The organism is Acinetobacter thutiue (assembly GCF_030385805.1).
GTDB lineage: Bacteria > Pseudomonadota > Gammaproteobacteria > Pseudomonadales > Moraxellaceae > Acinetobacter > Acinetobacter corruptisaponis.
In genome coordinates this window covers 1,124,905-1,139,402 of sequence record NZ_JAUDZE010000001.1, presented here as the reverse complement: position 1 = coordinate 1,139,402, position 14,498 = coordinate 1,124,905, and the positions used below count along the sequence as shown (strand labels likewise).

The following is a 14,498-nucleotide window of genomic DNA, read 5'->3' as shown; positions in this document are numbered from 1 at the left end:
TTTTAGCTAGTTTTAGCTAGTTTTTTATATAAGTTATTGTTAATTAAATATTTAATTATGAGAGAAATATGACGGTACAAAGCGAATATCAACTTGAAAATGAACTGATTGCACAACTGCAAGGACTGGGCTATGCAACCGTTACCATCAAGGATGAACGCCAACTACTGTCAAACCTTAAAACACAAATTGAACGTGCCAACGGACTTGCACCATTATCAGAAACGGAATGGAAGCAGGTCATTAGCTTTCTCAATACAGGCACAGTATTTGAACGAGCTAAAAACCTACGTGACCAGTTTCCTGTTAAATTTGATGATGGTTCAAGTAAGCACATTTTCTTTTTATCAGATGACCCAAGCAAAAACGTATATCAAGTCACCCATCAAATCACGGTAGATCATCGTGATTTTAATGGTCGAACCAGCCGTTTTGATGTCACGCTCTTGGTCAATGGTTTGCCTTTAGTTCAAATTGAATTGAAAAAACGAGGCATGGAAATTGCCGAAGCCTTTAATCAAACCCAACGTTATATTCGTGAAGCGTATTGGGCAGGGCAAGGGCTATTTAGTTTTATTCAGCTTTTTATCATCAGTAATGGCGCAAATACTCGCTATTACTCAAATGGTACGACTGGGATAGAGTTTGCCTTTCCGTGGGCAGATGTTGCCAATAAACATATCAATGAAATTGTCGATTTTGCCGATGCATTTTTAAATCATCAGCATCTGACAGACATGCTGACTCAATACATGGTGATGTTGGAAACCAGTAAAAGTTTGATGGTGCTACGCCCATATCAAATTTACGCCGTGCAAAAGATTATTGCCCATGTGCAAAATTCAGAACAAAATGGCTATATCTGGCATACCACAGGTTCAGGTAAAACACTGACCTCATTTAAAGCCAGTCAGCTGATCATGAAGATGCCTGATGTAGAAAAGGTCTTGTTTGTGGTGGATCGTAATGACCTCGACACACAAACCTCACGTGAGTTTAATGCTTTTAAAGCTGAGAGTGTGGATAGCACAGACAGCACGCACACTTTAGTGAAGCAACTCGATCAACGCCATGACAAGCTGATTGTGACCACCATTCAAAAGCTGAATCGTGCGATTAGTACAGACCGATATTTAGAACAGATCAATTATTTAAAAGACAAAAAAGTCGTATTCATTTTTGATGAATGTCATCGTAGCCAATTTGGTGATACCCATCAAAACATAAAAAAGTTCTTTAGTAATGCACAGATGTTTGGATTCACGGGAACACCGATCTTTGAGGAAAATAGTCAATCCAAAGCAGGTTTGAAACTCACCACAGATTATTTATTCAATCAGTGTTTGCATCAATATGTCATTGTGGATGCGATTCGAGACCGCAATGTATTGCAGTTCCAAATAGATTATCGTGGCAAATATACTGCTAAAGGTATGCAGAATAACCTCGATTATGATGAAGATGTTGAAGGGATAGATACCAAAGAGCTGTATGACAATCCGCAGCGATTAGAAATGATTGCCCGTTATATCGTTGATACGCATGATACCAAAACCAAAAACCGTGAATTTACGGCGATGTTCTGTGTCAGTTCAGTGGATACCTTAACGCAGTATTATGAACTGTTTGAAAAGGTACAAGCTGAGAAGCAACAACAAGATGAGGCGGAGGGTCGATTATTTAAACCACTCACCATTGCGACTATTTTTTCCTACGGTGCGAATGAAGCTGTTGAGAACAATGACCAAAATGGATTGATTCAAGAAGAATCAACAGATGCACCAAGCCAAATCAATCAGTCTAGTCGTGATAAATTGGATCGCTACATTGCCAATTATAATGCTCAATTTGGCACGAATTATAACTCTGGTGACGGCTTCTATGCCTACTACCGAGATATTGCAGATCGGGTAAAGAAAAAGCAGATTGATATTCTGTTGGTCGTAAATATGTTCCTGACGGGCTTTGACTCAAAGCCTTTGAATACCTTGTATGTCGATAAAAATCTTAAATATCATGGTCTAATTCAGGCTTTTTCACGGACTAACCGTGTTTACAATGATAAAAAACCATTTGGGAACATCATTAGCTTCCGTAACCTAAAACGGGCTACAGATGAAGCATTGGCATTATTTTCAAATAAAGAAGCCAGAAAAACGGTGCTTGTTCCGAGCTTTGATGAAATCAAGCAAGATTATGAGCAAGCGGTTGAAAAGCTACTCCGTATTACGCCTGACTATCAAACAGTAGATGATTTAGTCACAGAAGATGAACAACTTGAATTTATTAAAGCATTCCGTGAGGTCATGCGCTACAACGCCCAGCTACAAACCTTCATTGAATATGATCAAGACGACACTAAGCTTGATAAACAGCACTTTGCGAATTTTGCATCTAAATATGCTGATCTCTGTCGAGCGATTCGGAAAACCACCAAAAAAGAAAAAGTCTCTGTGCTGGATGATGTCGATTTCCAATTGGATTTGCTGCACAGTGACCGTATCAATGTGGGGTATATCCTGACACTGTTACAGATGGCAGTGAATGCTGAAACAGATGAGCAGCGTAAGAAATACGAAGCTCAAGTACATGATCTGATCGGCAGTGATATTAGCTTGCATGATAAGCAAGACTTGATACAAAAATTTATTGAAGAAAACATGCCAAAAATGATCAATGGGCAAAGCGTACAAGTGGCTTTTGCTCAGTTCTGGGATGCGGAAAAAGAGCAAGCCTATCAGCATTTTTGTGAGCAAGAAAAGCTTAAACCTGAAGTGATGAAGCAAGTTTTAGATAATTATGAGTTCAATAAACGCTTACCAAGAAAAGAAGAAATGAAAGAGTTGCCAAACTACAAGATCAAGCTTTTTGAGCGGGACAGTGTATTATCCAATTTATTAGTGAAAACACGACAGTTGATTGAGAAGTTTTATGTGGGGTTGTAGTAAGGGTTTAGAATGACTTAAACCCTTAAATTTTGGATTTGATACCTTGTATTTCTCCCACCACCTTCAAGTTTTATGATACAGCCTTTTTCCAATAAATCAGTCAGGTGGCGAGTTGCCGTTGCTCGGCTAACTTTAGCCACTTTCTGATATTGTGAAGCACTGATGCCATGCTCAAAGCCATTTTCCCCACCATCAAGCAGTCGATTTAAAACTTTACGCTGCCCCTCATGTAAATCCACTTCCGAAAAAACCTGCCAAAACGTACTTTTTCGAAGCGTCCTTTCAATACGCTTTAATGTCTGCTCAAGGCTTTCATTGAGTGCCTGTAGAAACCAAAGTAACCAATCCGTAATATCAGAATCACTTTTTTGAGTGGCTTCAAGAATTTCATAATAACTCTTACGCTTATTTAAGATGACAGGTGACATTGCATATAGACGAATACTTTGTTGATCCATCTGAGCTAAAGCCAAGTCAGTCAATGTACGGGTAATACGTCCATTACCATCATCAAAAGGATGGAGTGTCACAAACCATAGGTGAGTAATTCCAGCCCGAATCAGTGGGTCAAGCAGGGTATTGTTTCTACTCGTATTAAACCACTGGATAAATTCATCCAAACGTTGTTCTAAAGCATCTCGTGGTGGAGCTTCAAAATGTACAGTAGGGTAATCCATACGCCCTGATACAACCTGCATGGGTTCGTGTCCACGTAACTGCCCAATACGAATACGCTGCATCGTCCAGTCAGTTTCATTAAATAGCCATTGATGCCACTGAAATAATCTTTCAACAGATAAGTCTTGTTCAAAATTATTTAAAGCGTCCAGCATGATATTGGCTAGACCATCTGAACGTTCAGAACTGGGGTATGGTTGGTCTAGTGACACACCTAAATGCCTTGCTAAAGATGAACGCAGCGAATAAACATTCAGAGTTTCATTTTCAATCGCTGAGGATGAGACAAGATTGGCAATCAGGTTATCTAATGTAAGGTATTCTTTTTCGGGGTTATGCTGGCTTTGTCCAAGCAGGATTCCAATTTTTTGATGAATGTGTCTGGTGAGTGGAAGAATATTTTCATCTTTCCATGTAAAGGTTGTCCAGTTAGGCTGTTTCCAAATCCAGTCATCATACATATTTGGTCATCCTCTGAAAGCGTGAAGAATGGGAGTGAGTAGATTGTAGTGTATATTTGACTCATTAAATGAGTCAAATAAAATTGTGATTCAGCTCATTTAATGATTCAATCTGATTGCTTATTTGATGAGCATAAAAAATGGTGGGTCGGTTGCGGTGTAGGCTGTTTTAATGATTTTGAAAAAGTGTAGGTTGTTGTGTAGGTTTCAAGATTTTGTTAAAAATTTATTTTATAAATCAATGAAAAGGTATTTCTGCATCATCGGCGTATGGGATGAAAGATCAGCCATAACTGTGTCACTATTCATGCGTGTTAAATCCTTGAATTTTAATAAATAGAAATATAACTCTAAAGGGTGGGCTACTAGCCGATCTTCACCATGGCTTTGTGAATCTGATAAATAAAGTATTGCTTGTTATCTAACTTCAGTCAGATTCAGTTATCAGCATGTGAAGCTATATTGGTTTTGCATGCATGTTATCTTAGCAAATCCATGTAGATTCACAAAAAGGATTTGTTCCTATAAGTGAAGAAAGAAACAACAAAAAAGTTGTATTATCCACTTGTAAAAATAGATTAGATCAGGTTTAACACCGCAGATAAAAGCAGCGATATTGGTTAATATAATGAAAATTATGAGATTGGGTTAAGCGAAAATTTGCAATATGCGTGATCCAAAGAATGTTAGACATGATTCTAGTTTTCCTAAACCAATTAAACTATCTATCAATCGTGTCAGGGATACAGAGATCAAGGCCTAGATTGAATCCAAAATTGCTCTAAGCTAGAAGAGTGAGTTTAGACTTTCTATTTTTAAATTTTAATTTCTGATTCATTTTTTGCTGTTAAAAGCAATTTAATATTACTGTTTGTTTAATTTTAAAATAAGAGATAAATCATTTAATATAGTTACTTTGGTTTTTTAAGCATTTGTTTGATTAGATTTGATAAAAGTAATAAGGGGAAAATAATGTTAGAAGTTGAAAATAAACACCAATTTGATTCTAGATATTCATTACAAGTTGATTGTGCTTCAGCCTTGAACTTTGTTTTACAACAAAATTCAGTTCCCCTAATCCGACAAATCCTAATATCTTCTGTTGAAAACATTGCTGATTCCCGAATAGTGATCCGTTCCAATCCTGAATATTTCAAGGAACACACAATTCATATCGCAAGTCTGGAGGCTCATCAGGTTCTAGCCCTTGATAAGTCAAAACTCACTTTTGATATCAAACTATTGCAGGAACTGCCTGAGAATATCAAAGGTGGTATTGAAGTCGTTTGGCTAAACAAACAAGAAGAAATCCTTGCGGAACAGCAGATAGAGATCGATTTATTAACCATTGATACATGGGGTGGGGAACGCCAGCCAATAGAATTGTTGGCAAGTTTTTCGCAGCCGAATGCCTCAGCACTTAGCCCAGTTCTGGTTAAGGCCAGTGAGATTCTAAAAGCCAAACAATTAGGTTCATTAAGTGGATATCTAGACCGAGATCGGGATTCTGTCCTGTCTCAACTGAATGCCCTATGGGACTCTCTGTTATTACAAGATATTCACTACATTGTGAGTCCAGCAAGTTTTGTAAAATCAGGACAGAGGGTACGTTTACCAAAACAGATTTTTGAAGAAAAACTGGCATGCTGCCTAGACACATCAATGCTGTTAAGTGCCTTGGCTGAACAAGTTGGACTGGATACCTTAATCATTATTGAAGAGGGGCATGCCTATCTTGGGGTCTGGTTAAATGAAACCCCGAATGTTGACCTGATCATTGATGATATTCAAGTATTAAGAAAACGCTATGATCTAGGTGAGATTGTTTTTATCGAAACAACACTATTAACTCAACAGGCAAGGTTTGCATCCGCACTTGAAACAGCAAAACAGTACATTAAGGATGAATCCCGACAGAATAAGTTTTATCTTGCGCTTGATGTTCGCCAGTCCCGCTTGCGTGGCATTAAACCGATTTCTGCACATCAGGAAAAGAAAAACCATCTGGATGAAACAGAGATTGAATGGGCACCCGCATCCATTCCAGTTTATGACGTTGAACGTCCTGTTGAGAGTAAAGCCACACGGGTTGACCGCTGGTTGCGTCGCTTATTGGATTTAAGTCTCCGTAACAAGCTCTTAAATTTTAAAGATAATCGTTACAGTATTCCTTTACAGTGTTCAGAGCTAACACTGGGCAAACTTGAAGATGCATTGGCAAATCAGGAGGGCTTCTTATTTAAGAGTGTGGATAGTATTTCGCTCAAAGATGTGCAGCGAGAAAATGAAAGTCAGCATATTAATCAATACGTTGATGAGAGCCTATCCAGAAAACTATTGTTTAGCCCACTTGAGACACCTTTATTAGAAAAGCGCCTGATTGAAGTCTATCGTGCTTCACGTACTGCTTTGGAAGAGGGAGGGGCGAATACACTGTTTCTTGCGATTGGTTTTCTGGAGTGGAAAGAATCTGAACGTTCGAAACGTACCTTTAAGGCACCTCTACTGCTCATTCCTGTACAGATCACACGTGAGACTGCTAAAACAGGTTATCGCCTGTTTATGTATGATGATGAACCACGTTTTAACTCAACGCTATTACAGTTATTAAGGCAGGATTTTGAACTGGATATTGCAGGGTTGAATCCTTTACCCACTGATGATTCTGGGGTGGATGTCAATCAGGTTTTACATATTGTGCGTAAGGCGATTGTGAATATCGCAGGATGGGAAGTAAAAGCTGAAGCTGCCATTGGTCAGTTCTCATTCTCAAAATATTTAATGTGGCTCGATTTGTCATCACGAATGGATCAGCTTAAAAATCAATCGGTGGTGAATCATCTGATTGAATCTCCACGAGAACCGTTTATTAAACAGGATGAGTTTCCACAGCCTGCCCAACTCGACCAACAATATCGGCCACAACAATTATTTACCCCATTATCCTCTGACTCCTCGCAGTTAGCCGCAGTCATGTCCGCAGCATTGGGACGAACTTTTGTATTATCGGGTCCTCCTGGGACAGGTAAGTCACAGACCATTACCAATATGATTTCGCAATGTTTGGCGGATGGTAAATCTGTGTTATTCGTTTCTGAAAAAATGGCAGCGTTGGAAGTGGTTTATCGCCGTCTGACACAAATTGGTCTGAGTGAATTGTGTTTGCAGTTGCATTCTTCTAAAGCTCAAAAAATGGAAGTATTGGATCAACTGCGAGAACGGGCACAGAAAAACAATGATCCTTACTTTTTAACTGCCCAGCCTCAAACAACCGGATGGCAGAAACTCTCAGACAGATTAATCCAGACTCGTGATGAGCTAAATCAGCATGTCAAAAATCTCCATATATCACATGCGATTGGCTGGAGTTTGTATGCGGCAATGAGTGATGAACTTCGTTATCGGGATACACCACATTTACGTTTTCCTGAGATCAATATTGCGACACTGACAGTAGAAAAACGTGAGTTGTTGAATGAGATTGTGACACAGGCGGTAAGCCTGCGTCAGTTAGTCAATGAAAATGCTAAAGATATATTGGATGGTTTTGCGGAGGGTTTGTCCGAGCCGATCTGGAGTCTGGCATGGCAGGAGCAATATCAGCTATTACAGGACCAGTTTGTAGGGCAGATACAGCAATTGCAAAAGTCCATTTTTGCATGGCAACAGGCTTTTGGGTTTGGTGAAAAACAAAACCTGAGTCAGCTTAAACAAGATGTCTCTATTTTTAGGGCAATATCCGATCTGGTTCAGCAAATAGATTTAAAACTATTAAGTGCGATTAAAGACATCGATTTAACCACAATCACACAGGCAAAACAGTTATCTCAAGATTTAAAACAGCAGCGTTCCATCTTGGTTGGACAATACCAGCCTCAAATCTATCAGGCGGATTTAAATCAAATTGCCTTTAAATGGCGTGAAGCGGAAGCAAAAATTTTCCCATTCTCATGGTTTGCCAAGTTTCAGTTGAGGAACTTGGTTAAAACTTATCAAAGTTCAGCTCAACGTCCCACAGCTTTGGTGGTTGCCCATGACTTGCCCATCTTGCAACATATCCAAAGTCAACAACGAAAATTCACTGAATGTGAAAATCAGTTGGCAACTCAATTGGGTTCTTACTGGCAGGGTGAAGACAGCGCATGGCAAAGTTTTGAGACTGTTCACAATCAGTGGCAAGAAATTAAACAGGTTGTTGCAACAATAATTACTGACCAAGCGGCTTTATTAAAAGCAGTGGAGTTTAGTAAAAATCATGGTTTGGAAGAAGTGGTACTAAATATAGCTCAGGTGGAGAATACATTCAGTCAATTGCTAAATGACTATGCACTACAAAAAGATGTTCAAGTTACCCCGTATTCAGATATTCATTTTAATGAAATTCTCGAAAGACAACAGCAATTACAGCAATATGTTCCAGCTTGGCGACATTGGTTAAATTGGCAAGCGATTAAAAGTCAGTTAATCAAAAATGGATTGAAACCATTGGCATTCGAGCTTTTACATGCGCCATTGGAACTGAACGCTGCACTAAAACGCCTAAATATTAATTTGGCGAGACACTGGATTACACATCAATTTAGCCAACATCCAGAGTTAAACCAGTTCAATAGTCAGCAACATGAACAGAAAATACAGTCATTTGCCCAGCAGGATAAACAGCACCAGCTTGCTGCAAGCCAAGAAATCATTCATCGCTGGAATGGTATTTTTGCTGAGCAAAGTCAATACAAGGGACAATGGACGGTTCTGAACAAAGAGCTTGGCAAGAAACGCCGTCATATTCCTGTGCGTGAATTGATGCGCCAAATTTCTGATGTGTTGGTTGGATTGAAACCCTGTTTATTAATGAGTCCATTATCGGTTGCTCAATATCTGGATACGGAAGCAAAATTTGATGTGGTGATTTTTGATGAGGCATCACAGATTCCAGTCTGGGATGCAATTGGTGCATTGGCGAGAGGTAAACAGTCGATCGTGGTGGGTGACAATAAGCAAATGCCACCAACTAGTTTCTTTGGGAAAGGCGATTCTGAGGAAGAGGTTGATGAAGAAGTCACTGAAGATTTGGAAAGCATCTTAGATGAATGCCTTGCTGCCCAGTTACCTGAGTTGGCTTTGAACTGGCATTACCGTAGCCGTTATGAGAGCCTGATCCAGTTTAGTAACCAGAAATACTATAAAGGTGGTTTATTTACGTTCCCTGCACCTGTAGCCAAAGACACTGCTGTAAAGCTGCATATGGTTGAGGGTGTTTATGACAAAGGTGATACCCGTACCAATGCCAATGAAGCCAAGGCAATCGTTGAATTTATTATTCAACATTTACAGTCGCAGGTGGGGCAGAAAAATCCTCTGACTCTAGGTGTGGTGACGTTCAACATGACCCAGCAAAAGCTGATTGAGGATCTACTGGATAATGAACTGACGAATCATCCTGAGTTGGAAGCATTAAGCAAATCAGGTATTGAACCATTATTTGTGAAGAACCTTGAAAATGTACAAGGAGACGAACGGGATATCATTGTTTTCTCAATCACCTATGCCAAAGATCAGGATGGTCGCTTATCAATGAACTTTGGTGCGCTAAACCGTCAAGGTGGCCAGCGCCGTCTAAACGTTGCCATTACCCGTGCCCGTCAGGGTTTACATGTTTTCTCTGCCTTGAGTCCAGAGGAAATTAATCTGGCTCGTACCAATAGTGAGGGGGTTAGAGATTTAAAAGATTTCCTTGTTTTTGCCCGTAGTGGTCAGTTGCATTTAAACTATGCTGACCGCAATCAACGGCAGGCTAAAAAAGAACTTGTACAATATCTACAAACCAAGTTGCAGGAACAGGGCTGGAATGTGGATGCTGGAATAGGTCAGGGTGATAGTTGTGTTGATTTAGCGGTCAGAGATGACTTGCATTCAGGCAATTATATTGCAGGTATTCTGGTGGATGGTGAGAACTACGCTAAAGCTGCGACTGCACGAGATCGTGATCAACTTAGACCAACGGTATTAAATGGATTGGGCTGGGAGGTTCTATCCGTCTGGACAGTGGATTGGTGGTTGGATCCAGAGCAGAACTTAAGTAAATTGATAAAATCCTTGGAAGAGATAAAAGTTAATCAAAACGTGGCTTAAATTGTGTAGAAATAGGTAAGAGCTAAACTTATCTTTTTCTGTATCCTTGAAAGAATTTATAGATGATATGGGATGGGGGAAAACGCTACGTATGTTGAAATAGTAACCACTTAACAATGTGTTGCCTTGAAAACATCAGTTCAACAATAAATCCAGAATAGTATGCAGTTAAAAGTATATATTTTATATTAAATTATTGAAAATAATAATTAAATTTATTGGCACGTAAATTGGAAAGATAACAGCAATATTTATTTTATTCTCATGGCAGGGTGGTCTGTCATGAGAAAGGGATGTATTGCAGTATGTCAGATTACACTCACAATCTTGTTTCATTGCTGGTTTATCATGCACAGACACGCCCAGAGGCGATTGCATTAAGACATAAGAAGTTTGGTTTATGGCAGCAATGGTCATGGCAAAAATTACTGCAACTCAGTGAAAAGTATGCCTCTGCACTAGATCGTTATGGTTTTACCAAGGGACAATCATTTTTAATTCTGAGTACCCCCAACACCGAGGTGGTTGCCATCAGTCTTGCGATACAAGCATTAGGTGGCAAGGTACAGTTGATTGATCATGGTGTGGAGCAATTAGCAGCAGAAGCTCTTTTAAACCATCTGGCCATTATACAGCCAGATTATATTTTAATTGAACAGCTTGAGCAGCTTGGTTCGTTACAGCAGCTCAATTACCATCCTGCTTATATTTTCTATATTGAACACAGTAACGCTAGTTCATTTAACCACGACTATATTGTGGATTTGATGGCCCTACTTGCAGATGAGAGGGGACATGCCCAACTGGAATTTAAGCGGCTACCGATACAGCAATCACAGCTTGCCTTTAGTTTTGAGCGAGTTGAAGCCAATCAGCGATTCAGGGTGTGTTATTCGCATCAGGAACTCATCGAAGAAGCTCAACAGCTTATACACACCCATGATTTAGACCATAACGAAGAAGCTTTTATTGCCCGTGCCTTTTCCAGTGTTGGGCATATTCGCTATTTATGGTCATCTTGGTTACTTGCGGGGTTTAGCCTAAATATCCCTGAGACCCTGCAAACACGGGATCAGGACCGTCAGGTAATTGCACCCACCTTGGTATTAGGTACACAAGCGACTTATGTAAGAGTTGAGCAATTGATTTCCAGACGTCTGCCACAGCCACATACATGGCTGGCAAAGACCTATCAGTCAGCTTTACTGAAGCTACAGCAAAAGCAAAAGCTAACACTGGTTCAGCGAGGAATCATAGTTTTATTCCGTCAGGTGATTTTGGAGGAACTGGGTTTTTCTCGTTTAAAAACTGCCTTGATTGTCGGGCAACCAGTGGAAATGACCACACAGCAGTTTTATCAAGGCTTGGGTGTGCAATTACAGCACTGGGGGCAATATACAGAATGGCGAAGCACGCAAGTATCTGTGACTCCCCATGATTTTCCTAATTTACCTATAACAACAATAAATTAGGAGATCACAATGTCATCTTCCACATGGTTAGAACTTAAAGAAATCGATTTGTCATTTGGCACATCTCAGGTATTGAAGCAGTTGAGTTTTGTGGTACGTGAGGGAGAAATCTGCTCATTGATTGGACCAAATGGTGCTGGCAAAAGTTCGGTGATTAACATTATCAATGGCATTTATCAGCCACAGGCTGGGCAAATGATTTGGGCAGGGCAGGTGTTACAACACTATAAAGCCCGACATGCCGCTTATTTGGGGATTGCCCGAACTTTTCAGAATCTGGCTTTATTTAAACAGATGTCGGTACTGGACAATATATTGACTGGGCGCGTTTTGAAAGGTCGCTACTCATTTCTGGGCGCATTGCTGTCATTGCCACAAAGCCGAAAAAATGATGATGAGCAGCGTTATAAAGTCGAAGAAATTTTAAGACTGCTCAACTTGCAGGAATACCGTGAGCAGATTGTCAGTACTTTATCTTATGGTTTGCAAAAGCGTGTCGAACTGGCGAGAGCGTTGGCAGCAGAACCAAAATTATTGTTGCTTGATGAACCAATGGCAGGCATGAACCATCAAGAAAAACAAAGCATTGCCCAGTTTATCCAAAAAATAAATCAGGGTCTTGGTATCACTATCCTGATGATTGAACACGATCTGGGTGTAGTGATGGATATTTCAGATCATATCGTGGTGCTGGACTATGGCAAAAAGATTGCCGATGGCACAGCCCAGCAGATTCAGCAACATCCAGAGGTTCTGAATGCCTATCTGGGCAGGCAGACGCTTGAAGCAAGTTAAATATACGACATTGTCTTAAAAATTTGGGGTGAGTTTTATGTCTTTTTTTCTGGAAGTTCTGCTTGGGGGAACTTTGGCAGGTGTGATGTATTCCTTGGTTGCAATTGGGTTTGTACTGATCTATCGGGCATCGGGAGTATTCAATTTTGCACAGGGGGCTTTGGTGCTATTTTCAGCCTTAACCTTTGTCAACCTGACTGAACGAGGCATTCCATTTGTAGTGGCATTTATTATCACGCTCTTTGTGATTTTCCTGCTTGTCTTGCTAATTGATGCCTTGATTTTACGGCATTTGATTAATCGTTCGGTGATAACCCTGTTCATGGCAACGCTGGGTTTGAGTTATGTGATTGAGGGCTTGGCGCAGACGCTATGGGGGACACAAGTGCATGGGCTGGAGCTAGGAATATCAGATGAACCGATTGAGTTGTTTGGCATCATGCTCAGTAAGTTTGATCTATTTGCAACTGCTATCGCTGGTAGCTTAGTGATTATCCTGTCATTGCTGTTTAGTAAAACCCGTTTTGGTATCTCGTTGCGTGCGGTCGCCGATGATCCACTGGCTGCACAGTCTGTGGGTATTCAGCTTAATCGTGTCTGGATACTGGTCTGGACAGTGGCAGGCTTTGTGGCTTTGGTAGCAGGTTTGTTATGGGGCGCACGTCTGGGCGTACAGTTCTCGCTGTCACTGGTCGTTCTCAAAGCATTACCCGTATTGATCATTGGTGGCTTTACCTCAATTTCGGGAGCGATTGTGGCAGGTCTGATCGTGGGAGCAACAGAGAAACTGGCGGAAATCTATCTAGGTAGCATTATTGGGTCGGGGATTGAAAACTGGTTTCCTTATGTACTTGCGATTGCATTTTTATTGATTCGCCCGACCGGCTTGTTTGGTCAACAACAGGTTGTGAGGGTTTAAGCCATGTTTCTATTTAGTCAGGCGGGGCAGTATCCCCAGCATTATCAGGATCAAAAGCGGATCTTCCGTTTAAAGCAACATCGTATTTTGTTCCTGTTTGGATTATTGATCGCCTTTGTTTTTATCCCGTTTGTTGGAACTGATTATCTGTTCAATGCGATTCTAGTGCCCTATTTAGTGTTGGCACTTGCAGGTCTAGGTCTCAATATCTTGACAGGATATACAGGACAGTTGTCACTGGGGGCGGCTGCATTTATGGCTGTGGGAGCATTTGCAACCTATAACCTTGAGCTGCGTGTTCCACAGTTGCCACTACTACTCAGTATTTTTCTGGGTGGCATCATTGCGGCATTATTTGGAATTTTAGTCGGTTTACCTAGTTTAAGAATTAAAGGTTTTTATCTAATTGTTTCGACATTAGCGGCACAGTTTTTTGTACCGTGGCTATTCACCCAATATAGTTGGTTTACCAATCACAATGCTTCTGGAGTGATCACCGCCCCACGTATGCAAATTCTGGGTTATTCCATCAATAGTCCTGTAGGGCATTATTTACTGAGCTTGAGTATCGTGGTGGTGCTCACGGTATTGGCTCGCAATTTAATTCAGAGTCAATATGGCCGTAATTTCCGTGCGGTACGTGATATGGAAACTGCAGCCACCACCATCGGTATTCCTGTAGGTCGAACCAAGCTATTGGCTTTTGCGATCAGTTCTTTCTATCTCGGTATTGCTGGGGCACTTTGGGCATTTGCTTATCTGGGGACGATTGAAGCCGATGGTCTGGACTTGAATCGTTCATTCCAGATTTTATTCATCATCATTATTGGTGGTTTGGGCAGTTTGGCAGGCAGCTTTTGGGGTGCTGCATTTATTGTGCTATTGCCAATTTTTCTCAGTGTCTTTGGGCAAGCTCTATTCGGTCAAGCCGTAGATCAGGCGTTATTACAAAACCTACAAAAAATTATTTTTGGCGGAATAATTATCTATTTTCTGATTAAAGAACCTGAAGGTCTAAGCCGTTTATTGCGCAATTTTTATCAGTGGTTGAGACGGTGGCCATTACGTTATTGATGGGGTTTACCGTGTTTTTTAA

At 40.5% G+C, this 14,498-nt stretch carries 7 protein-coding genes; 6 read left to right on the top strand and 1 reads right to left on the bottom strand.

Annotated features, from left to right (window positions below):
* Nucleotides 1–68: 68 nt before the first annotated feature.
* Nucleotides 69–2,945, top strand: a complete 2,877-nt coding sequence (locus tag QTA56_RS05575) for a type I restriction endonuclease subunit R (protein WP_267979947.1) — start codon at nucleotides 69–71, stop codon at nucleotides 2,943–2,945.
* A gap of 17 nt (nucleotides 2,946–2,962) precedes the next feature.
* Here the strand turns inward: QTA56_RS05575 and QTA56_RS05570 are convergent, their stop codons facing one another.
* Nucleotides 2,963–4,087, bottom strand: coding sequence for a Fic family protein (locus tag QTA56_RS05570; RefSeq protein WP_267979946.1), 1,125 nt, complete (start codon nucleotides 4,085–4,087; stop codon nucleotides 2,963–2,965).
* Between the two features lie 972 nt (nucleotides 4,088–5,059).
* Here QTA56_RS05570 and proA point away from each other — a divergent pair.
* From proA to QTA56_RS05545, 5 genes are all read left to right on the top strand, one after another.
* On the top strand, nucleotides 5,060–10,216 hold the full coding sequence (proA, locus tag QTA56_RS05565) for an anti-phage protein ProA (protein ID WP_267979945.1): 5,157 nt from the start codon (nucleotides 5,060–5,062) through the stop codon (nucleotides 10,214–10,216).
* A gap of 305 nt (nucleotides 10,217–10,521) precedes the next feature.
* Nucleotides 10,522–11,688 carry an AMP-binding protein gene (locus QTA56_RS05560; RefSeq protein ID WP_267979944.1) on the top strand — a complete coding sequence of 389 codons (1,167 nt, stop codon included), beginning with the start codon at nucleotides 10,522–10,524 and terminating at the stop codon, nucleotides 11,686–11,688.
* A 9-nt stretch (nucleotides 11,689–11,697) separates the two neighbouring features.
* Complete coding sequence (locus tag QTA56_RS05555) at nucleotides 11,698–12,483, top strand: ABC transporter ATP-binding protein (protein WP_267979943.1); 786 nt, start codon at nucleotides 11,698–11,700, stop codon at nucleotides 12,481–12,483.
* Between the two features lie 37 nt (nucleotides 12,484–12,520).
* Nucleotides 12,521–13,402: a branched-chain amino acid ABC transporter permease gene (locus QTA56_RS05550; protein WP_267979942.1), complete on the top strand. Its 882-nt coding sequence runs from the start codon at nucleotides 12,521–12,523 to the stop codon at nucleotides 13,400–13,402.
* Between the two features lie 3 nt (nucleotides 13,403–13,405).
* Nucleotides 13,406–14,476 (top strand): branched-chain amino acid ABC transporter permease, encoded by a 1,071-nt coding sequence (locus QTA56_RS05545; protein ID WP_267979941.1) that lies wholly within the window; start codon nucleotides 13,406–13,408, stop codon nucleotides 14,474–14,476.
* Nucleotides 14,477–14,498 lie beyond the last annotated feature (22 nt).

Coding starts and splice junctions, on each gene's coding strand:
- QTA56_RS05555 (WP_267979943.1), top strand. CDS start 11,698: ATGTCATCTTCCACATGGTTAGAACTTAAAGAAATCGATTTGTCATTT.
- proA (WP_267979945.1), top strand. CDS start 5,060: ATGTTAGAAGTTGAAAATAAACACCAATTTGATTCTAGATATTCATTA.
- QTA56_RS05545 (WP_267979941.1), top strand. CDS start 13,406: ATGTTTCTATTTAGTCAGGCGGGGCAGTATCCCCAGCATTATCAGGAT.
- QTA56_RS05550 (WP_267979942.1), top strand. CDS start 12,521: ATGTCTTTTTTTCTGGAAGTTCTGCTTGGGGGAACTTTGGCAGGTGTG.
- QTA56_RS05575 (WP_267979947.1), top strand. CDS start 69: ATGACGGTACAAAGCGAATATCAACTTGAAAATGAACTGATTGCACAA.
- QTA56_RS05570 (WP_267979946.1), bottom strand. CDS start 4,087: ATGTATGATGACTGGATTTGGAAACAGCCTAACTGGACAACCTTTACA.
- QTA56_RS05560 (WP_267979944.1), top strand. CDS start 10,522: ATGTCAGATTACACTCACAATCTTGTTTCATTGCTGGTTTATCATGCA.